Origin of the sequence: Teredinibacter sp. KSP-S5-2, assembly GCF_032773895.1 — a bacterium.
Lineage (GTDB): Bacteria > Pseudomonadota > Gammaproteobacteria > Pseudomonadales > Cellvibrionaceae.
This window is the reverse complement of record NZ_CP120416.1, coordinates 1,117,424-1,136,233: the sequence shown is the minus strand read 5'-3', so window position 1 is coordinate 1,136,233 and position 18,810 is coordinate 1,117,424. Positions and strand designations below refer to the sequence as shown.

At 40.7% G+C, this 18,810-nt stretch carries 25 protein-coding genes; 3 read left to right on the top strand and 22 right to left on the bottom strand.

All coding sequences use genetic code 11. From position 1 onward, the window contains the following. Nucleotides 1-357: 357 nt before the first annotated feature. Nucleotides 358-621, bottom strand: coding sequence for a hypothetical protein (locus P5V12_RS05410; protein WP_316956268.1), 264 nt, complete (start codon nt 619-621; stop codon nt 358-360). A 634-nt stretch (nt 622-1,255) separates the two neighbouring features. Between P5V12_RS05410 and P5V12_RS05405 the strand changes: the two genes are divergently transcribed. Beyond that, on the top strand, nt 1,256-2,332 hold the full coding sequence (locus P5V12_RS05405; RefSeq protein ID WP_316956267.1) for an integrase core domain-containing protein: 1,077 nt from the start codon (nt 1,256-1,258) through the stop codon (nt 2,330-2,332). A gap of 583 nt (nt 2,333-2,915) precedes the next feature. Then, nucleotides 2,916-3,992: an integrase core domain-containing protein gene (locus P5V12_RS05400; protein WP_316956265.1), complete on the top strand. Its 1,077-nt coding sequence runs from the start codon at nt 2,916-2,918 to the stop codon at nt 3,990-3,992. A 96-nt stretch (nt 3,993-4,088) separates the two neighbouring features. Here P5V12_RS05400 and P5V12_RS05395 read toward each other — a convergent pair whose 3' ends face one another. The 15 genes from P5V12_RS05395 to P5V12_RS05325 all read right to left on the bottom strand — a co-directional run bounded on the left by P5V12_RS05395 (nt 4,089) and on the right by P5V12_RS05325 (nt 12,900). Beyond that, the gene (locus P5V12_RS05395) at nt 4,089-4,331 is read right to left on the bottom strand and encodes a hypothetical protein (protein ID WP_316956263.1); all 243 of its coding nucleotides are present in this window, start codon (nt 4,329-4,331) and stop codon (nt 4,089-4,091) included. Between the two features lie 140 nt (nt 4,332-4,471). Then, the gene (locus P5V12_RS05390; protein ID WP_316956261.1) at nt 4,472-4,678 is read right to left on the bottom strand and encodes a hypothetical protein; all 207 of its coding nucleotides are present in this window, start codon (nt 4,676-4,678) and stop codon (nt 4,472-4,474) included. Nucleotides 4,679-4,942: 264 nt separating this feature from the next. After that, the gene (locus P5V12_RS05385; protein WP_316956259.1) at nt 4,943-5,380 is read right to left on the bottom strand and encodes a hypothetical protein; all 438 of its coding nucleotides are present in this window, start codon (nt 5,378-5,380) and stop codon (nt 4,943-4,945) included. 24 nt (nt 5,381-5,404) lie between these two features. Beyond that, nucleotides 5,405-5,827 carry an Sbal_3080 family lipoprotein gene (locus P5V12_RS05380; protein ID WP_316956257.1) on the bottom strand — a complete coding sequence of 141 codons (423 nt, stop codon included), beginning with the start codon at nt 5,825-5,827 and terminating at the stop codon, nt 5,405-5,407. A gap of 103 nt (nt 5,828-5,930) precedes the next feature. Then, entirely contained in the window at nt 5,931-6,236 is a 306-nt protein-coding gene (locus tag P5V12_RS05375; protein WP_316956255.1) for a hypothetical protein, read from the bottom strand. Then, nucleotides 6,236-6,718, bottom strand: coding sequence for a hypothetical protein (locus P5V12_RS05370; protein ID WP_316956253.1), 483 nt, complete (start codon nt 6,716-6,718; stop codon nt 6,236-6,238). The genes P5V12_RS05375 and P5V12_RS05370 overlap by 1 nt, the downstream gene beginning before the upstream one ends. Nucleotides 6,719-7,577: 859 nt before the next feature. After that, complete coding sequence (locus P5V12_RS05365; RefSeq protein ID WP_316956251.1) at nt 7,578-7,988, bottom strand: DUF4279 domain-containing protein; 411 nt, start codon at nt 7,986-7,988, stop codon at nt 7,578-7,580. A gap of 312 nt (nt 7,989-8,300) precedes the next feature. After that, nucleotides 8,301-8,645 carry a hypothetical protein gene (locus P5V12_RS05360; protein ID WP_316956250.1) on the bottom strand — a complete coding sequence of 115 codons (345 nt, stop codon included), beginning with the start codon at nt 8,643-8,645 and terminating at the stop codon, nt 8,301-8,303. A 94-nt stretch (nt 8,646-8,739) separates the two neighbouring features. After that, nucleotides 8,740-9,201, bottom strand: coding sequence for a hypothetical protein (locus tag P5V12_RS05355; protein WP_316956248.1), 462 nt, complete (start codon nt 9,199-9,201; stop codon nt 8,740-8,742). Nucleotides 9,202-9,419: 218 nt separating this feature from the next. Continuing rightward, a complete protein-coding gene (locus tag P5V12_RS05350) occupies nt 9,420-10,046 on the bottom strand; it encodes a tetratricopeptide repeat protein (RefSeq protein WP_316956245.1) in 627 nt (208 codons plus the stop codon). Between the two features lie 276 nt (nt 10,047-10,322). After that, a complete protein-coding gene (locus P5V12_RS05345; protein WP_316956243.1) occupies nt 10,323-10,715 on the bottom strand; it encodes a hypothetical protein in 393 nt (130 codons plus the stop codon). Nucleotides 10,716-10,927: 212 nt separating this feature from the next. Further along, nucleotides 10,928-11,407 carry a hypothetical protein gene (locus P5V12_RS05340; protein WP_316956242.1) on the bottom strand — a complete coding sequence of 160 codons (480 nt, stop codon included), beginning with the start codon at nt 11,405-11,407 and terminating at the stop codon, nt 10,928-10,930. A gap of 51 nt (nt 11,408-11,458) precedes the next feature. Continuing rightward, a complete protein-coding gene (locus P5V12_RS05335) occupies nt 11,459-11,803 on the bottom strand; it encodes a hypothetical protein (protein ID WP_316956240.1) in 345 nt (114 codons plus the stop codon). A 123-nt stretch (nt 11,804-11,926) separates the two neighbouring features. Further along, nucleotides 11,927-12,373 carry a hypothetical protein gene (locus P5V12_RS05330; protein ID WP_316956238.1) on the bottom strand — a complete coding sequence of 149 codons (447 nt, stop codon included), beginning with the start codon at nt 12,371-12,373 and terminating at the stop codon, nt 11,927-11,929. A 164-nt stretch (nt 12,374-12,537) separates the two neighbouring features. Further along, nucleotides 12,538-12,900 carry a hypothetical protein gene (locus P5V12_RS05325; RefSeq protein WP_316956237.1) on the bottom strand — a complete coding sequence of 121 codons (363 nt, stop codon included), beginning with the start codon at nt 12,898-12,900 and terminating at the stop codon, nt 12,538-12,540. A 612-nt stretch (nt 12,901-13,512) separates the two neighbouring features. Here P5V12_RS05325 and P5V12_RS05320 point away from each other — a divergent pair. Then, a complete protein-coding gene (locus P5V12_RS05320) occupies nt 13,513-14,589 on the top strand; it encodes an integrase core domain-containing protein (RefSeq protein ID WP_316956235.1) in 1,077 nt (358 codons plus the stop codon). A gap of 98 nt (nt 14,590-14,687) precedes the next feature. On the opposite strand, the gene P5V12_RS05315 is transcribed toward P5V12_RS05320, so the two are convergent. The 6 genes from P5V12_RS05315 to P5V12_RS05290 form a co-directional block, all read right to left on the bottom strand. Continuing rightward, the gene (locus tag P5V12_RS05315; RefSeq protein ID WP_316956234.1) at nt 14,688-14,942 is read right to left on the bottom strand and encodes a hypothetical protein; all 255 of its coding nucleotides are present in this window, start codon (nt 14,940-14,942) and stop codon (nt 14,688-14,690) included. Nucleotides 14,943-15,074: 132 nt separating this feature from the next. Further along, nucleotides 15,075-15,437, bottom strand: coding sequence for a nucleotidyltransferase domain-containing protein (locus P5V12_RS05310; protein WP_316956232.1), 363 nt, complete (start codon nt 15,435-15,437; stop codon nt 15,075-15,077). A gap of 162 nt (nt 15,438-15,599) precedes the next feature. Beyond that, on the bottom strand, nt 15,600-16,151 hold the full coding sequence (locus P5V12_RS05305) for a hypothetical protein (RefSeq protein WP_316956231.1): 552 nt from the start codon (nt 16,149-16,151) through the stop codon (nt 15,600-15,602). Between the two features lie 298 nt (nt 16,152-16,449). Further along, nucleotides 16,450-16,938 carry a hypothetical protein gene (locus P5V12_RS05300; RefSeq protein ID WP_316956229.1) on the bottom strand — a complete coding sequence of 163 codons (489 nt, stop codon included), beginning with the start codon at nt 16,936-16,938 and terminating at the stop codon, nt 16,450-16,452. 269 nt (nt 16,939-17,207) lie between these two features. Next, nucleotides 17,208-17,681 (bottom strand): hypothetical protein, encoded by a 474-nt coding sequence (locus tag P5V12_RS05295; RefSeq protein WP_316956228.1) that lies wholly within the window; start codon nt 17,679-17,681, stop codon nt 17,208-17,210. 120 nt (nt 17,682-17,801) lie between these two features. Next, the gene (locus tag P5V12_RS05290) at nt 17,802-18,590 is read right to left on the bottom strand and encodes an ETEC_3214 domain-containing protein (RefSeq protein ID WP_316956226.1); all 789 of its coding nucleotides are present in this window, start codon (nt 18,588-18,590) and stop codon (nt 17,802-17,804) included. Between the last annotated feature and the right edge of the window lie 220 nt (nt 18,591-18,810).

Genomic DNA, 18,810 nt, shown 5'->3' with positions numbered 1-18,810 from the left:
ATGTCACCCCACAGGGGTGAACTTTTGGAGCAGATTGATAGGCGGACGCGCTCGCCTATTCTCGCCAACCACTTCTTAGTTCAAAATTAATTTTTACTCAATTTATAGCGCTGCGCGGACAACTATCTGCAACAAAAAATTGAGCACCGATCCGATACATGGCCGAGGTCGCGCAGCGAGCGAGGCCGTGTATCGCCTTGCTAAACCGTGACAAGCACGGAGCATCTTTTGTGTAATACTGAGTGAAGCGAAACACAAAAGGTGCGGAGTGTTTGGCATCGGTTTGAGCACTTTGTTATGTGCCAGCTCTTGTTAAGCATGTGGTTCATGGCAATATTAAAATTTAGTGCAAATTAACTATTTACTGTTATCTTTGCAGCAACTATTAAATTTAGAGTAATCAACTAACCCATTATCACGCTCAAATGCGACCTTATCCCATAGCTGGCAAAGCCTTCTATCAAGCTCCTTTACAAGATATTCGATATCTTCCTTATTCATATTCTCTATTTCTACCTCTCCATTACTTAAGATGGAGTTAATTTTGGAATCATCTGGATTCCAGTATATTTCAGCTGATTTTAGTTTAATCATATTTCGATTACTCTCGTCTTCAGCCATGACCACATTCTTTAAATAAGATACTCACTCTTGGGAGCACATAACGGGTCGGTGCTCAATGTCACCCCGCAGGGGTGAACTTTTGGAGCAGATTGATAGGCGGACGCGCTCGCCTATTCTCGCCAACCACTTCTTAGTTTAAAATTAATTCTTACTCAATTTATAGCACTGCGCGGACAACTATCTGCGACAAAAAATTGAGCACCGACCCGATACATGGCCGAGGTCGCGCAGCGAGCGAGGCCGTGTATCAGTATATTATACGGAATTCCGTATATACCCGGATAAGAACGATTCTCACCCATAAAATTTCTTATTTAAATTCAATGAGTTAACAAATTGAAAGCTAGGTTGAGGAAGGCTCTTGGCCGAGGAAAAGCTGCCTGAGTACATAACAGACCTTTCCGGGTCTTCTATGCACTCAATGAGGAGACAGTTTTTCCTTGGTTTTCAACAACTTACTTTCTAACGCTTGGAAAAACACAGAATTCATTTTCGTTTCTCATTAGACCCCATTCTTGAAAAAATGTCTATTTCCCAATAGAACTGGATGGACAACCAGAGCGTGTTGGCAATAATTCTCACTTCATTGATTGTTTGCCATATTTTCCTGTATAGAATATGATCGCCCGCCATGCGAATTTGGCTCTTCTCTTTTTGGTCTGTGTTGACCACGGTATTCAAGTCTCTACTTCCTAGTGGAGCTAAAGCCCTTGTTGCGGAAAACATTGCTTTACGAAAGCAGCTTCTTGTTCTGTCCAGAAAGCATAAACGCTCACCCAATCTAACACCGGAAGACCGATTTATTCTTGGCTGGTGCGCGCAATATTTAAGTTTTCAACGAATTATTCGAAACGCGATTATTTTAAAACCCGCCACAATTCTTCGTTTTCATAAAGCGCTTAAAGAAAAAAAATACCAACTGCTCTATTCATCAAAACCCAAAAGAAAGCCTGGACCTAAAGGGCCGTCTCAAGATGTTATTAATGCAATTCTGGAAATGAAATATCGAAACCCTCGTTTCGGAGACCCTCGAATTGCACAACAAATCAATTTTGCTTTTGGAATCAACATCAATAAAGATGTTGTTCGCCGGGTATTGGATAAGCACTATAAACCAACTGGAAATGACCAAGGCCCTTCATGGTTAACGTTTTTAGGACACTGTAAGGATAGTTTATGGAGCCTCGATTTCTTTCGCTGCGAATCTGCGACGTTGAATAGTTATTGGGTTATGGTCGTGATGGATCAATTCACTCGCCGTATTGTTGGCTTTGCTACACAAAAGGGTGATCTAAACGGTGTTGCTGCCTGCAGGATGTTTAATGCGATTCGATTTAAACAAACATTACCAAAGTATTTAAGCTCGGATAACGATCCTGTATTTGAGTTTCACCGTTGGTGGACAAACCTCGACATGATGGATATAGAAGAAGTCAAATCACTTCCCGGTGTTCCAACCTCTCATCCATTTATTGAACGTATCATCGGTACAGTTCGAAGAGAGTTTCTTGATCACACTTTATTTTGGACTAGCTCCGATTTACAACGAAAACTCGATCAATTTAAAGACTATTACAACCAAAACAGAACGCATTCTTCCAGATCGGAAAAACCACCAACAAACCAGCGCTCAAGAACGATGAATTTTTCAAATTATTCGTGGGAAAGTCACTGTCGCGGACTCTTTCAGCTCCCAATTCCTTCTTAAATTACGAATTCGCCATGCACAGGGGTGAACTTTTGGAGCAGATTGATAGGCGGACGCGCTCGCCTATTCTTTCCAACCACTTCTTAGTTTAAAATTAATTTTTACTCAATTTATAGCACTGCGCGGACAACTATCTGCGACAAAAAATTGAGCACCGACCCGATACATGGCCGAGGTCGCGCAGCGAGCGAGGCCGTGTATCAGTATGTTATACGGAATTCCGTATATACCCGGATAAGAACGATTCTCACCCATAAAATTTCTTATTTAAATTCAATGAGTTAACAAGCTGAAAGCTAGGTTGAGGGGACTCTTGGCCGGGGAAAAGCTGCCTGAGTACATAACAGACCTTTCCGGGTCTTCTATGCACTCAATGAGGAGACAGTTTTTCCTTGGTTTTCAACAACTTACTTTCTAACGCTTGGAAAAACACAGAATTCATTTTCGTTTCTCATTAGACCCCATTCTTGAAAAAATGTCTATTTCCGAATAGAACTGGATGGACAACCAGAGCGTGTTGGCAATAATTCTCACTTCATTGATTGTTTGCCATATTTTCCTGTATAGAATATGATCGCCCGCCATGCGAATTTGGCTCTTCTCTTTTTGGTCTGTGTTGACCACGGTATTCAGGCTTCTCCTTCCTGGTGGAGCCAAAGCCATTGTTGCTGAGAACATTGCTTTACGAAAGCAGCTTCTTGTTCTGTCCAGGAAACATAAACGGTCACCCAATCTAACACCGGAAGACCGATTTATTCTTGGCTGGTGTGCTCAGTATTTGAGTTTTCAACGAGTTATTCGAAACGCCATTATTTTAAAACCCGCCACGATTCTTCGTTTTCACAAAGCGCTTAAAGAAAAGAAATACCAACTGCTCTATTCATCAAAACCCAAACGTAAACCAGGGCCGAAGGGACCTTCTTCTCAATTGATTAATGCAATTCTGGAAATGAAATATCGAAACCCTCGTTTCGGAGACCCTCGAATTGCACAACAAATCAATTTTGCTTTTGGAATCAACATTAATAAAGATGTTGTTCGGCGAGTATTGGATAAGCACTATAAGCCAACTGGAAATGATCAAGGCCCTTCATGGTTAACGTTTCTTGGTCATTGCAAAGACAGTTTATGGAGTCTTGATTTCTTTCGCTGCGAATCGGCAACATTGAATAGTTATTGGGTTATGGTCGTGATGGATCAATTCACTCGACGTATTATTGGTTTTGCCACACAAAAAGGTGATCTAAACGGTATTGCTGCCTGCCGTATGTTTAATGCGATTCGATTTAAACAAACATTACCAAAGTATTTAAGCTCGGATAACGATCCGGTATTTGAATTTCATCGCTGGTGGACGAATCTCGATATGCTGGATATAGAAGAAGTCAAATCACTTCCCGGTGTTCCAACCTCTCATCCATTTATTGAACGTATCATTGGTACTGTTCGAAGAGAGCTTCTTGATCACACTTTATTTTGGACCAGTTCCGATTTACAACGAAAACTCGATCAATTTAAAGACTATTACAACCAAAACAGAACGCACTCTTCCAGATCGGGAAAACCTCCAACAAATCAGTGCTCAACAACCATGAATTTTTCAAATTATTCATGGGAAAGTCACTGTCGAGGACTCTTCCAACTCCCAATTCCTTCTTAAATTACGAATTCGCCATGAACAGGCGGAGTGGAGCACAAGCGGAACGGAGATCCCAGGCGAAGGCGACAACACCACCTTGTTATAGCTAATGTTCATTTATTTGTATTTAGCCAAAACCGCTTCAATATTTTCTTGAAATACGCGAGCAGCTAATTCGTAATGAGGACGAAACTCCTCTTCAGTGATATCTAACTGTTGAGGAACGATCATCATACTTCCTCCACTTAATACATACTCGGTAGAATTCTCAACATAATCAGGGTGAGCATATAATATTTTCTCAAGATCTTGCGCAATTGAATTTTCAATAAGTGTCATTTCTGGGAGAAGGTTAATCATTCAAAACACCTTTTTAGCTAGATGACTGCTTTGGGTCGTTAACGGCCTATAGACATTCATTCCTGTTAACTTCCGCAATGTGTCGAAAGCCGAAGTTCATAATATTCCTCTTCAAACTTCGCTCTAAGTAACTACGCCCATCAAAACTGATTTAGGAACGCCTGCCTTTCGTACTCATCTAGAAAGCCCATCAACTCCTCTTCGAGCAGTGCAGTGTTGTAATACCAATCGCTGGCCTTATCATAGTCAACATAATCCTCGCATCCCATAGCCTTGGCATGACTATAGATTTTCTGCTCGATAGCATCATAAGGGTTTTTAACACCACCAGCTTCATGGGCTGTCATAACCCAATGCCCGATAAAGGCCAAATCTAGTAGCTGCTTATACTCAGCTTTTGTAAAATGAATCTTCATAGTGTTTCAATGAAGGAAATATGACGCCTTAGCATTTAAGTAATTCTCACTCAATTTATGGCACCATAACTTACTCTCCAGACTCCCCTTTTAAAGCTACAAGGTGGCATAGAACATACACAAATCAAGACTTGAAAAAAGTATTTCTAATCCATCCCCTATCAATAAATAAATTTTGGTTTGGTTTATATCCCATTAAATTTTTTCTACCACGAGATCGAACGAGTAAGTGCCTCCGTCCATTGCCATCTCTTGTTCTTTTGTTAGTTTCTTTACCCTTTTCACTGATGATTTCGATCCATCTATAGGGCGAAGCCACCATTCTTTTGCTTTCTCCCCTACTTTAAGGGGATGCGTTGACCTCCTCATCTTGGACACCAAATAGTCTTGGACATTTATTACTTTACTTATACGCCTAACTTGACCTTGTGTTTTGGGCATTAATAAGTCTGTACAGATATTGAAGCCAGGACTATCCAACGAAGCATTGAAGTTGTCTTTCTTGCTACCATCCCCATGAAAGGCATAAACGATATTCCCACCAAATTCGATGATTTTTGTAATAACAACCAGGTAGTAATACCCACCTTCAAATTCTATTTCAAGGACATCGCCCGGTCTTTGCTGAATCAATTTTTTTCCTGAAGACTTCTGTATTCAATATTGTGCCAAAAGCCGGTTTACTACCGGTGTCATTTTAGTTTTCACGCTGGCCCACTTATTCAGTGCTAGCCCACCCTTTCCTTTTAGATGGTACTCAGCATAACCAATTCGCTCATTTCCTTTGAACAATCGTAGCTCAGCGTGACTCAAATATGGCGTTAAATCCCATGATCTCAGGGCAGTATACGTTAGTTTAAAATTACAATTCTCTGGAGTTAGTCCTTTATATACCTCAGTAGTAATACCATGATCTTGAAAAATGTCTTCAACGATTCTTACAAATTCGTCGATGGTAACTTTAGCATTGTATTCAATACACACATGATCCATGTTATGAGAAGACTCTACTTGTTTAATCTCTATTGCAGTACAACCACCCAATAACAAAGCAACAAAAAGGGATATTTTTTTCATCATTTGTCCTTTACAGATAACGACTATCTGGTTGTTTTAATTCAAACAACTCTGCTGATGAGTAAAAGTCTCTATCATTCTCAATTGTTCTTTTCTCACAAAATAGCTATTGCTTATCAGATATGCTTTCCCACTCACTTCCATATCCCGCATTTTCTAGATAACCTGAGATTGATGTCATAATTTTTTCGTTCCAATACTCAGCGCCTTCGGGCCAGGGTAACGCAACGTCTTTCTGTTCGTCGATGATCGATGCATCGACCATATTCCAAAAAAACTCGCTTAAACGTACTGCGTCCGCAGAATTTTCCACTGTTCCATTTTTTAGAATAGAGAGGACTGCATCGTCATGTAACTTCTTTGCGTAATACGTAGCAATTTCGAGTTCTTCGCTATATCGGTATTTGATCATCAGTCAAACCCCACATTTTTCATTCTTGTCATCCTGTGTGCGAGCATTTTCAACTTAATTACTAATTGGCTTAACGGCGTAGCTTCGGTTACCGTTAAAAAGTAATGGCCCTTTTTGTTTCGGTCTGGAACAAATTTTAAGCCTAGTGGAATATTTGATGTTTCGAGTACCCAGTAAACATCAAGTTTCTTACCTGGATTGTGCTTGCTCTTTAAACGATACACATCTTTTAAATTTTTATATGTGGATGAAAAAGATAGGCCCATTTGATCGTGAGGTAATACCCAATGTTGATCATGCGAAAATAACCAGTCTTTAACTCGCACACCCGATAACAGTTTCTCGTTTTTCCCTACATCCCTATAACGATAAAGTGTTGGATGACTATACCTTCTCGTAGGACGCATCAAAAGCGTCTCATACTCCTTTATAACCTCACTCAGATCGTTAATTGTCTTGAATTGATAGACTACTTTTCCCATAAGTCTTAGCAACTAATGCATTATCCGAAAGGTTAAAAATATAACAAAATCAATCAACTAGATATGATTTTAGGCGACAGTAAAAAGGCAGTAAGCCATTTATCTCAACTCTCAGTGCAATATTTTATTTGTCAGCAGGAGTCGGATTCCTAGGTACTGTTTGCTGGAAGATATCGAGAGTTCGAGAAATCCACCTCACCCCCAGTTGCCGAAAAAACCTTTTTTCGTGGGGAATTTAACTTATTGATTTAAAAGGGGTTTCGGAGGTATCTCGAAATACCTCTGTTTTGGGGAAAAATGGAGATTTTTTGAGAGTTTGAGAGGTTTTTGTACGTTTTGTTCGAGAAATAAGCGGGGCGTAAAATTGGGGAATATCTAAGCAACTCGCCGCTAGAGCCCGCAGTTACTGGGGTCTAGAAACCAAAACGCCGAGATCTCATGTCTCGACGTTTCCATAATGATGGCGGGGTGGAGGGTACACTTTTCGAAAAAAGCAACGCACCAACACAAAGCAAAAATCGCTCTACAATCATACAGATAGAATGTTTTTTCTTCAATCCATCTACCTGTACCCCTTCCCACTACCGATTGAAATCTCGAACCCTCGATACCGTAAGTCAAAATTTGATCATTTCGGTAAGTTTCTGTCAATCCACTCTTATCACAATATGAATAAATAATGGCCGCAATATAGGCTCCAAGCGCCACATTTAGCTTTTTCCAACTTACTCCAATAAAGATATTGCTACCTCAAAGTTGCCTAGACAACCCGAATTCACTCAATCGCTTTCTGGCTCTATATCTAAATTAACAATTCGCCATGTACAGGTTCGGCCATATAGGTGTTAGCTCTTTTGCTTTAGTGCTTATATGTATCAATATCAACGAACGCACCGATTTCACCTAAAAATTCTACTGTTTCAACTTCGAAACCTATTGCCGGAGTTGAGTGCTCTTCATTCATGGAAAACCATAAGACTACTTCAAATCTTGGCGAAGCATTAAACCGTTTCATTGCTTCCAATATGAGATCTTTCTTAGGCTTAAGCTTGGTAACGATCTCGGTAGACATTTCAAATACATCAATGAAGTCGTTAACAATATTCTCTGTAGAGAACTGCCACGAATTCATTTTTGGAATTTTACCTGGGACTTTAGAACCTTTACGTTTGATTGAAGTCGGCTCAATTCCAAGAAATTTAGTCACTTCGTCAGGGTCAAAGTCATCTCCTTCTAGAGCAAAATACACTCTCCCTTCGTTAGTATTCACTCAATACTCCTATAGAGCTAACGGGTCGGTGCTCAATGTCACCCCGAAGGGGTGAACTTTTGGAGCAGATTGATAGGCGGACGCGCTGGCCTATTCTCGCCAACCACTTCATAAATAAAATTTAGTTCTTACCCAATTAATCGCACTGCGCGGACAACTATCTGCGACAAAAAATTGAGCGCCGACCCGATACATGGCCGAGGTCGCGCAGCAAGCGAGGCCGTGTATCGCTCAGCTTTTGCGTCGGTATTTGTGGAGGCCGCTTTTTGGCCGGAGCAAATATTGGTCGCTAAACAGCCCCTTGTTAGGCCTTTACCCATTAGGCAAAAAATGAAATTCATAACCAGCATCAAGTAACTTTAAAAAATATTCACAATTCTCATCGTAGTCGGTATATCTATTACCGAAATCAATCAACCCTTCTTTATCCACTTTAGATGGATCAATCTTATGCTGGTTAAAATCCCAAGCATCATTGATCCCGAGGAACGAAGCAAACTCCCTACTTACTGTAGAGCCCTCATAAATACCAAATAGTCTAACTGTAATTATGGCCCCTTCAACTGTTCCACGGTAGTAACGCTCATCGTATTCATAACACTGAACGAGAGACTCTTTATACGGTCCGATTCCGAAAACCTCTGCCGTCATTCCCATTTGTACCGTTCTCCCTTTTTTGGCCTAACGCCCGGCACAGCGGGCAACTTGTAGCGACGCAGGAGCGAAAAGTTGATCCGCCTGATGCCGCTTGTTAACCCATAATTACCGATGATATGGCAATTGTAATAATCACCATACCGAAGAAATACCATTGAGCTTTGACTGCTGAAGGTTCCTCCACAATACGATATAAGACTGATTTGGGAGTGTCATTTTTCTCTAAAGATTTAATATTGTCTAGCTCCGTTATGCTTGAACTTAATACACCTTGCGCCGCACGAGATATATTTTTTATGCTAGATTCTGTAAACAATCCCTCCTTTAGAGCTAAAACCTCCTCTCCTTTTTCTCCAACAACATTAAATACTATAGAGCCATCTCGATTTTCAACGGCTTTTAGTTTATAACCTTCAGTAACACTAACTTTTTTACTATCAAAGCTTCCCTCAATCACAACACCCTCGCCGTCTTCGTCGTTTCTCAAGGAAATTGAAGCATTAGGAATACTTTTTCTGATAGCTATCGAGCCCAAAACAACGACGGCAAAAACCAAATAGCTATACTCCTTTAGAGACTCAAGTTGAGACACTGCTATAGCAAACAGAAGTGTAAAGAAGCAAAGACATACGTACATTAGGAAGTACTTCCCCCGATTAGGAATTTTCCCACTAGCAGAAAAAAGTATATGTTTCATCATCGTCTCGTATTGGTTGCCTCAAACACCGGCATGGTGAAGTTGGCGGCTTTTTTGGAACAAAAAAGGTGACAGCTTTACCATGTCCGAGTGCTTTGACTTGTTAAATTTTTTATTGCGACAAGCTTTTGTTTAGCTTTTTGACTTAAGCTTGAGTTTGGCGCTAATTTTATTACTTCATTGTAATCATTGGCAGCTCTATTATATTCATTGATGTCCTCATAGGTGCTAGCTCTACCATAGTATGCAAGCGCAAATTTTTTATTGATGCTAATCGCAGTGCTGTAATGATGTATTGCTTCAGTGTAGTTTTCACTCTCTTTAGCTAAGACACCCAAGCCAGCATATGAGTAACTAAGTTTGCTGTTTAACGATATAGCCTTTTCGTAGTTGCTCTTAGCTAAAGCGAAGTCGTTGAGATAAAAATATGCTGTGCCTAAGCCATGATAAGCTGCGTATTCATTTGGACTTTGATCAATAATTTCGCCATAGATTTTTATAGCGTCCACATACTTTTCTTCCTGAATTAGCTTAGTTGCTTTGCTCAAAGCACTGTTATTCGCCTCTGAGTAAGGCTTCCCTTCATCTTGTGACTGAAACCCACCTTCTACATCATTTGTTTCGATGTGATTGTTATCATACTTATCGCAGGCTTGTAATAATAATGAGCAAAAAAGTATAAGGGTTATGATGTAATTATTCATAAATATATCGATCAACTCGCTAAGCGAATTTAACGGGTCGGTGCTCAATGTCACCCCGCAGGGGTGAACTTTTGGAGCAGATTGATAGGCGGACGCGCTCGCCTATTCTTCCCAACCACTTCTTAGTTTAAAATTAATTCTCTCTCAATTAATCGCACTGCGCGGACAACTATCTGCGACAAAAAATTGAGCACCGACCCGATACATGGCCGAGGTCGCGCAGCGAGCGAGGCCGTGTATCGCTGCAAACACGCGCTTGTCGCGTGCTTTGCCTTGTTAAAAATATTTACTCAAACGCTTCATTTGCTTCTTTGAAAGAAACAACCCTAAAAGCTCCGGAATAAGTAAAAATATGGAGCCCAAAATAAATATGGCTATATATAAGCTACTTGCCCTATTTGCTCCATTTCGTGCTGAAATAATGCCATTTCCAGGGAATTTCGTTTCTAATATAACCTCAGATGCATCTACATTTAAACGCTCAGATTCGGGCTTACTGAGTTCAACGATAATATGATCAAGCTTCTTCTCGATAGGCACGCTATCATAATAAGCAAGGATCTTGGAATAATCAGATAGTACAGTCGACTGAAAATACCATGCGGTGTTTATCAGCAAGATGCCGATTATTCTTAGTAAAGCACTCCATTCCTTCACATGAATTTTCATAATAGAATCCAATTCCTTTCAAGATTTAACGGGTCGGCTCAATGTCACCCCAAACGTACCGTTTATGTTTGTTTATAGCATACTGCTAATGGATTTTGGGTTCCATTATCGGACTGTTGACCATGAACTAAATCGAAGCTTCGAAAACTCAAAAGCGGACATCGACTTATACTCAACATCGCCCCCTTCAAGTATCACCGTCGGGTGATAAATCATTCCTCAACATGAATGAATACCTTTTCTCCACTTGGGGTGGACTGTAGTTTTCCAAGCATATCACCCAACCCGATGAGGTAGCTTTCTAGGGAGATGACCTTGAAATTACTCGACTCAAAGGTGCATTCTTCAAAGACGCAGGGCACATGAAATCCGTAGCAATTGCCATGCTCTAACAGGCCGAGGCTTTGCTCTAAAACAGAAATCATCCGAGGCATGAAGAAATACTCATATTCTTCTTGATTTTCCAGTAGCTTAGCCAATTCTTCTTGAGAGCTTGCCACCGGCTCATAGCTAGCATTTGAAGTACTAAGAAACCAAATAGCTCCGTCATCAGCTTTAGTGAAAATCTCACCAAATTTTGTTACCAGAAGGATATTAAACTCTGGACACTTTTTTAGTATCCACGACCAATGTTGAAGGCATTTTTGCCAATCAACTTCAGCTGTTTCGATTGAGATATCTTCGATACTCATAAGAATTATGCGTCTGCTTATTGGGTCGGCTTTAATGCGTTCATAATGACCTTACAATTCGATGAATGTGTCATATCTGCTGTAGTAGTTTAATGCTGCTTCCAACTCTTTGTCCGTATAGTTATGTCTCTGAGACAATAGATTATTAACAATGTCTAGGAGTTGGTCTTCATTAAGCAGGTTCCCATAACCATCTCCTTGCGATAAAACCTGATCTTCAATTTCGCCATACTCATCCGAATATAAATCACAGACATCGAGATACACAGGAAAAACCAGCATATCTAAAGTGAGATCAATACCGGAGAAGATCATCCACTCTGAATGAGTATCCCCTCTAATACATCTTTGAATATGCTCTTTGAGAGATATCCCCTTACCTATTTCAAAGCTCATTTTTCGACTCGTTTTTATATATGATATTACACTGCGCTATAAGGAGTTCCGTATACACCCGAAAGGATCTATTCTTCGCCCACTCTACAAGTCGCTTGTATCGTGCTTTACTTATCCCCTGAACTATTCATTATGCCTTACTCCACAATTACGACACACAACAGGATTTGTAAAAATTGCCGTACCACACCAGTGCACTGGCATTAGTAGAGGTTTGCCGCAAGAAGTACACTTTGCATTTAGCATTTGGATGTTCGCAAATACAATAACCCCCATAATCGCCCACGATATCAACGTATAGTAAATATGAGCGTCACTTAGCTCGAAGAAGCTAATTGCCACCCAGATGGCAAGTACCAACCAAGCCCATTTTGCTACAACTTTCCACTTCTTAAACTCTTTCATTATCTCAACTAAACAGAACAGGTCGGAGCTCAATCCCCCCCCAGGGGTGAACTTTTGGAGCAGATTGATAGGCAGACGCGCTCGCCTATTCTTGCCAACCACTTCATAATTTAAATTTAATTCTTTCTCAATTAATCGCACTGCGCGGACAACTATCTGCGACAAAAATTGAGCTCCGACCCGATACATGGCTGAGATCGCGCAACGAGCGAGGCCGTGTATCGCCCGTAGAAGGCGACTGTATGTAGGCGATTGGGTTTTATGCCAGCGTAGCGATCGGCATAAAAATTAAGCGCCGGAATACAGGTCGCCTGCCTACGTTTGTTACATTATTCAAGCATAATAATGGAGAAGTCCCATGCATTGCTGTTCCACAAAGTGCATTCATCTAAGTAATGCATATCCACTACCTGCCCCGATGCCTTGGCTGCTAACGCGGCACTAACAACCGCGCTATATGCAGGATGCTCCGAGGTAATAGCCACTCGACGAAATCCATTTGTATTTCCGCAAGACACCGGAAGCTCATCCATATATATAAATGCTATTGCTTCGCCACTCGTACTATAGCTTGTATAATTCTTCCCCATGAATTGAATTTTTTTAATAGTACCCACAACATTTTTTCTGTCCGCTGCGTTGGACATAACGCTTAATACCGACAAAACAGTAAATAACAATATTTTCTTCATGTTTCTTCCTTATTTAATGTAACGGGGCGGTGCTCAATGTCACCCCGCAGGGGTGAACTTTTGGAGCAGATTGATAGGCGGACGCGCTCGCCTATTCTTCCCAACCACCTCATAAATAAAATATAATTCTTACCCAATTAATCGCACTGCGCGGACAACTATCTGCGACAAAAAATTGAGCACCGACCCGATATATGGCCGAGGTCGCGCAGCGAGCGAGGCCGTGTATCAGTATGTTATACGGAATTCCGTATATACCCGGATAAGAACGATTCTCACCCATAAAATTTCTTTTTTAAATTCAATGAGTTAACAAGCTGAAAGCTAGGTTGAGGAAGGCTCTTGGCCGGGGAAAAGCTGCCTGAGTACATAACAGACCTTTCCGGGTCTTCTATGCACTCAATGAGGAGACAGTTTTTCCTTGGTTTTCAACAACTTACTTTCTAACGCTTGGAAAAACACAGAATTCATTTTCGTTTCTCATTAGACCCCATTCTTGAAAAAATGTCTATTTCCCAATAGAACTGGATGGACAACCAGAGCGTGTTGGTAATAATTCTCACTTCATTGATTGTTTGCCATATTTTCCTGTATAGAATATGATCGCCCGCCATGCGAATTTGGCTCTTCTCTTTTTGGTCTGTGTTGACCACGGTATTCAGGCTTCTCCTTCCTGGTGGAGCCAAAGCCATTGTTGCTGAGAACATTGCTTTACGAAAGCAGCTTCTTGTTCTGTCCAGGAAACATAAACGGTCACCCAATCTAACACCGGAAGACCGATTTATTCTTGGCTGGTGCGCGCAGTATTTGAGTTTGCAACGAATTATTCGAAACGCCATTATTTTAAAACCCGCCACGATTCTTCGTTTTCATAAAGCGCTTAAGGAAAAGAAATACCAACTGCTCTATTCATCAAAACCCAAAAGAAAGCCTGGACCTAAAGGGCCGTCTCAAGATGTTATTAATGCAATTCTGGAAATGAAATATCGAAACCCTCGTTTCGGAGACCCTCGAATTGCACAACAAATCAATTTTGCTTTTGGAATCAACATTAATAAAGATGTTGTTCGGCGAGTGTTAGATAAGCACTATAAACCAACTGGAGATGACCAAGGCCCTTCATGGTTAACGTTTTTAGGACACTGTAAGGATAGTTTATGGAGCCTCGATTTCTTTCGCTGCGAATCGGCAACATTGAATAGTTATTGGGTTATGGTCGTGATGAATCAATTCACTCGACGTATTATTGGTTTTGCCACACAAAAAGGTGATATAAACGGTATTGCTGCCTGCCGTATGTTTAATGCGATTCGATTTAAACAAACATTACCAAAGTATTTAAGCTCGGATAACGATCCAGTTTTTGAGTTTCACCGTTGGTGGACGAATCTCGATATCCTGGATATAAAAGAAGTCAAATCACTTCCCGGTGTTCCAACCTCTCATCCATTTATTGAACGTATCATTGGTACTGTTCGAAGAGAGTTTCTTGACCACACTTTATTTTGGACCAGTTCCGATTTACAACGAAAACTTGATCAATTTAAAGACTATTACAACCAAAACAGAACGCATTCTTCCAGATCGGAAAAACCATCAACAAACCAGCGCTCAAGAACGATAAATTTTTCAAATTATTCATGGGAAAGCCATTGTCGCGGACTCTTTCAGCTCCCAATTCTTTCTTAAATTACGAATTCGCCATGCACAGGACAAGTACGGGAAGGCGTTGTAAACAAATTCTCAGCACGTAATTTTATCATATTGTTTAACTACGCTCTTTGCGATCATAAATCAATCGCTTTTGCTCCCGCTGTACCACTATGTTGAAATAAAACCTCGTAGACTTCCTCTAATAAAGTAATAACAGCCTCTAGCCCGCCTCCCCGCAAAGACAGGGGCCTATCTAAAAAACAACCATGCTTTGCACCACCCTCACCAAAAGACGGCCTCCTTGCGCAGATTTCTTCAATCATAATGGTCATTGCACAGTCAAATGCTTCCCACTCATCATTCTCGATCCCTGACCAAATTTTAATCACTCCTTGCCCTGCCTTTTATTGTACAAAACACCGCCAGCAGCAAAAATAAGAAAACTAGAGCGAAGCGGCAGTTTCAGAGTTTAAATATCTGCTGTAGCTAAGGTCTTTTATGTAGGCGAGCGTTTTGGGTTCCTATTGGTCTTTGACAGGTTCGGTCATATAGGTGTTATGTGGCGCAACATCTTTGACATAAAGTATTTTTGATGACCTTGCTATACCATTTTTAACAGCTTTACTAGTAGGGGCTGTAAATTGCACTTCCGCTTTTTCCAACCCCACTTTCTTACAAAAACTTTCATGCCACAAATCAGCGTATGCGAACCAAGTACCATACCACTCTCCGTTCTCGACATTCATTGCATCCAATAAAATACATATATCCCAATCACTACCGGGCAGCCAATCGCCTCTCGCTCGACTACCAAATAGGATGACAGCCCTTATTTCAGATATTTCTGAAGCCCACTCTTGGACATTCTTAGTAAATTCACTCATTCGTCGTCACATACCGGGTCGGTGCTCAATGTCACCCCGAAGGGGTGAGCTTTTGGAGTAAATTGATAGACAAAAGTAGTCGCCCTCCAATTTCCCCGATTTTTAAATTAGGAATTAACCATAGACAGGAAGCCTATTCTTTGTTGATCGACTTGTTTCAATTTACAAACCATAATACATTTCATCTAGCATTGACTGCATAAGAGAATCAAATTCATTCGAATTTACCTGCCACCACACATCTTTAGATGAGTTGATTTTAGATACTATTTTATTTGTCTCAGGGCCAAAGCTAATACTAATCATTGATACCACAGAATGATATTCAGAATTTAAAATTATTAGCTCTTTCTTAGAATCTAATACGCCTTGAACAGCGTCTCTAGAACGTTTTACTTGCTTAAAAGCAACATCTCCTTTGTCAGCTCCCTTTTTTAATCGAGATAAGATTTCACTGGAATTATTAAAACCAAATTCCATTTCCTTTTCAAGCGTTTCTGCAAGATCTCGTTTTGCATATATTATGGACACCCTTTCAAAAAGAGAACGTCTAATTTCTAGAAGGTTATGGCTAACCTGAAACTTTGCAGCTCGATCAAGAGCTTTTTCAGACGCGGATAGGCCCATATGGACACCATAAATACCTATTGCTGCGGTAATAATAGGCATCAATATCGGTATTAAATATTTATCTAAAATCTTATTTTTTCCCATAGGCCTAGATCGCAAATTCAAACGAGTTAACTATCAATGAGTAAACTTTTGGAGCAGATTGATAGGCGGACGCGCTCGCCTATTCTTGCAACCACTTCTTAGTTTAAAATTAATTCTTACTCAATTTATAGCACTGCGCGGACAACTATCTGCGACAAAATATTGAGCACCGACCCGATACATGGCCGAGGTCGCGCAGCGAGCGAGGCCATGTATCGCCCGGCTAAACGGCACGAACGCAGTGATCGTCCGGCGGAGTGAAACGGAGCGTATTTGAGCCGCTTGCTAGGAGCATTCATCAGTCTGGATTTTTGTTCCACGTATACGTATCTGTATTTATATCACTGCCGTTACTTGAATAGCCAAGCCATCTGCCCTCTAATTTTTTTGAATCTACTATACGCAACTGAAAAGCACCTCGATAACCAAACCTATCTTTTTTGTTATACCAAGTGCCTGTTATATAACTTCCTTCAATAATTCCTACCAATTGGTAACGTTGATCCACTGCCGCATATTCTGCATAAATATATTTACTAAATTGATAGATATTTGCAGTCTTGTGACGATCTTTTTCGTTTTCAAATTTAATACTGTTACTTGCCCAGTAAACATCCCACTCCCCCCTTAGATTAGGTGGATTATCTCGATAAATACTTCGAGTAGGCATTTTGCTCAGAACAAATATCAGCTTTGGCGACAATCTCAAATCTAAGATCAAATTTAGCAAAAGTCCCACTACTAGGGGGCTTATACCCAGTAAAAATGACAACCAATTAAATTCCATATGGCTCCTAACGGGTCGGTGCTCAACGTCACCCCGCAGGGGTGAACTTTTGGAACAGATTGATAGGCGGACGCGCTCGCCTATTCTTGCCAACCACTTTATAATTTAAATTAAATTCTTATTCAGTTTTCAGCACTACGCGGACAACAACCCGCCACAAAAATTTTTCTCCTACAACATGCCGAGACTAAGCTGCGAGCGGGGCCGTGTATCGCCCGCATTTTCGGCTGGAGTGCAACGGAGAATCAGTCAACAACATGCTACGTTACTTAGTCCCGATACCAGTTGTAATTATCCTGTGCCACTGAATTACATTTGAGGCAGCGAGCTTTGTATTGCCCCATTGGAGCCTTTTTGAGCTGCTCCCTTCCTGGATACGGCACGTTTAATTCCGCTAAGACTGTCTTCCTACATTTCCCTTTGCACAATAATTTTATGAGCTTATTCCTAGCAGAGTCTTGGGCATATTTTGGAAGATTTCCTTTATAGTCCACGCTACTATCTCTAGGTGAGTCTAAAATATCTAAAGAATCAACCTCCGAAAGCCCCTGTGATTTAGCTTGTTCATGGTATTCCTGCAACTCATCACCCCAAAAATCTACCACCTTAATATTATGTCCTGCGCTACGCGCATCATTTCCCTTTGTCAGCCAGTCATTTGCAAATTCGTGAGCAACTGGACCTATGATGCTGTACACACCCTGATCGCCATCTTGAAGGTAAATATATAAATCTTTTTTCATGATCACTCCTGCAGTTATAAATTGATCTAGGGTTACTTGGGTAGCTAACGCCCGCGTAATGGGCTGGCTTGGAGCGCCAGCGGAAAGCCAGTCCCAATTGACGCGATTGTTATAACAAAACTAGCGGTTTCTAAAAGTGTAGTATTCCGGACCAATTTCATAATGCAGATTGTTATCATCAATAGAACTCATATCACCTACACCAAAAGAATTTGGTTTGTGCTTAACACGAAATAACTCCCACTCAGAATCACTCTTCCCAAACTTTGTAAATGGAAAGATACTACTGAAATCAGCACCAAGGGAGTTATAGCCAAGATAATAATTATGATAATCGCCGGCATTACCAAGGTACAAATACTCGCCATATCCATAGTGTTTTGACGTTAAGTAGCTGTATAGATATGTATGTGAATACTTTCCAGAAAAACCTTCTATCTCTGCCATTTGTGAAAACGTATTTTCACCAATACACTTTTCTAATTTGGGAATACAGGGAGTGAAATTCATATCTCTAGATACCACCGAATAAAAAGTCAGCGACCCACTCTTACTAAAAATCAGCTGAAGATAGAATTTTTTAAACATGTAGTTGAGTTCAAGGGTATTATCGAACTCGTGACTTACCTCAACTACGGGAACACCAAATAAACTATTTGCGTAAGATCTTCCCATACCAATAAAAATCTTACCTAAGCTGTTCTCAGGTTTCTCAATATCTTTTGAAGAAGCCTTCTCACCGGATTTAGATTCTCCGTCAAAACCTGTCGAGGCTATTGAAACCTTAGGCGACTCTAAAGCAGCTTTCGGAGCCCAGAGACCTAAATACAGTCCTGCAATTGCTGTAATCCCCGTAGCTACAACTGTAGCGCCAGCTCCAATCCATGCAGCTTTTACACTGTCACTCACTTCTGCGGACTCCTCTTAAGTTATAACGGGTCGGTGCTCAATGTCAGCCAACAGGGATGAACTTTTCAAGCTCAATGATTGCACCTGAACTTTAACCGATTCTATATTTATCATTGAATTCACTGCCTCGCAGAAACAAACCGTTAGCTCCCATTACTCAGCACTAGCAGATAATATCACTCAAACTTATATCAACACTTTTGTTTGTATCGTTAAATTA

What these genes read in the sequence shown, in the direction of transcription:
- P5V12_RS05300 (WP_316956229.1), bottom strand. Translation starts at nt 16,938, where the DNA reads ATGGAATTTAATTGGTTGTCATTTTTACTGGGTATAAGCCCCCTAGTA.
- P5V12_RS05345 (WP_316956243.1), bottom strand. Translation starts at nt 10,715, where the DNA reads ATGAAAATTCATGTGAAGGAATGGAGTGCTTTACTAAGAATAATCGGC.
- P5V12_RS05375 (WP_316956255.1), bottom strand. Translation starts at nt 6,236, where the DNA reads ATGATCAAATACCGATATAGCGAAGAACTCGAAATTGCTACGTATTAC.
- P5V12_RS05405 (WP_316956267.1), top strand. Translation starts at nt 1,256, where the DNA reads ATGCGAATTTGGCTCTTCTCTTTTTGGTCTGTGTTGACCACGGTATTC.
- P5V12_RS05320 (WP_316956235.1), top strand. Translation starts at nt 13,513, where the DNA reads ATGCGAATTTGGCTCTTCTCTTTTTGGTCTGTGTTGACCACGGTATTC.
- P5V12_RS05295 (WP_316956228.1), bottom strand. Translation starts at nt 17,681, where the DNA reads ATGAAAAAAGATTTATATATTTACCTTCAAGATGGCGATCAGGGTGTG.
- P5V12_RS05410 (WP_316956268.1), bottom strand. Translation starts at nt 621, where the DNA reads ATGGCTGAAGACGAGAGTAATCGAAATATGATTAAACTAAAATCAGCT.
- P5V12_RS05325 (WP_316956237.1), bottom strand. Translation starts at nt 12,900, where the DNA reads ATGAAGAAAATATTGTTATTTACTGTTTTGTCGGTATTAAGCGTTATG.
- P5V12_RS05390 (WP_316956261.1), bottom strand. Translation starts at nt 4,678, where the DNA reads ATGACAGCCCATGAAGCTGGTGGTGTTAAAAACCCTTATGATGCTATC.
- P5V12_RS05380 (WP_316956257.1), bottom strand. Translation starts at nt 5,827, where the DNA reads ATGATGAAAAAAATATCCCTTTTTGTTGCTTTGTTATTGGGTGGTTGT.
- P5V12_RS05395 (WP_316956263.1), bottom strand. Translation starts at nt 4,331, where the DNA reads ATGATTAACCTTCTCCCAGAAATGACACTTATTGAAAATTCAATTGCG.
- P5V12_RS05370 (WP_316956253.1), bottom strand. Translation starts at nt 6,718, where the DNA reads ATGGGAAAAGTAGTCTATCAATTCAAGACAATTAACGATCTGAGTGAG.
- P5V12_RS05400 (WP_316956265.1), top strand. Translation starts at nt 2,916, where the DNA reads ATGCGAATTTGGCTCTTCTCTTTTTGGTCTGTGTTGACCACGGTATTC.
- P5V12_RS05360 (WP_316956250.1), bottom strand. Translation starts at nt 8,645, where the DNA reads ATGGGAATGACGGCAGAGGTTTTCGGAATCGGACCGTATAAAGAGTCT.
- P5V12_RS05335 (WP_316956240.1), bottom strand. Translation starts at nt 11,803, where the DNA reads ATGAGCTTTGAAATAGGTAAGGGGATATCTCTCAAAGAGCATATTCAA.
- P5V12_RS05305 (WP_316956231.1), bottom strand. Translation starts at nt 16,151, where the DNA reads ATGGGAAAAAATAAGATTTTAGATAAATATTTAATACCGATATTGATG.
- P5V12_RS05310 (WP_316956232.1), bottom strand. Translation starts at nt 15,437, where the DNA reads ATGAGTGAATTTACTAAGAATGTCCAAGAGTGGGCTTCAGAAATATCT.
- P5V12_RS05350 (WP_316956245.1), bottom strand. Translation starts at nt 10,046, where the DNA reads ATGAATAATTACATCATAACCCTTATACTTTTTTGCTCATTATTATTA.
- P5V12_RS05340 (WP_316956242.1), bottom strand. Translation starts at nt 11,407, where the DNA reads ATGAGTATCGAAGATATCTCAATCGAAACAGCTGAAGTTGATTGGCAA.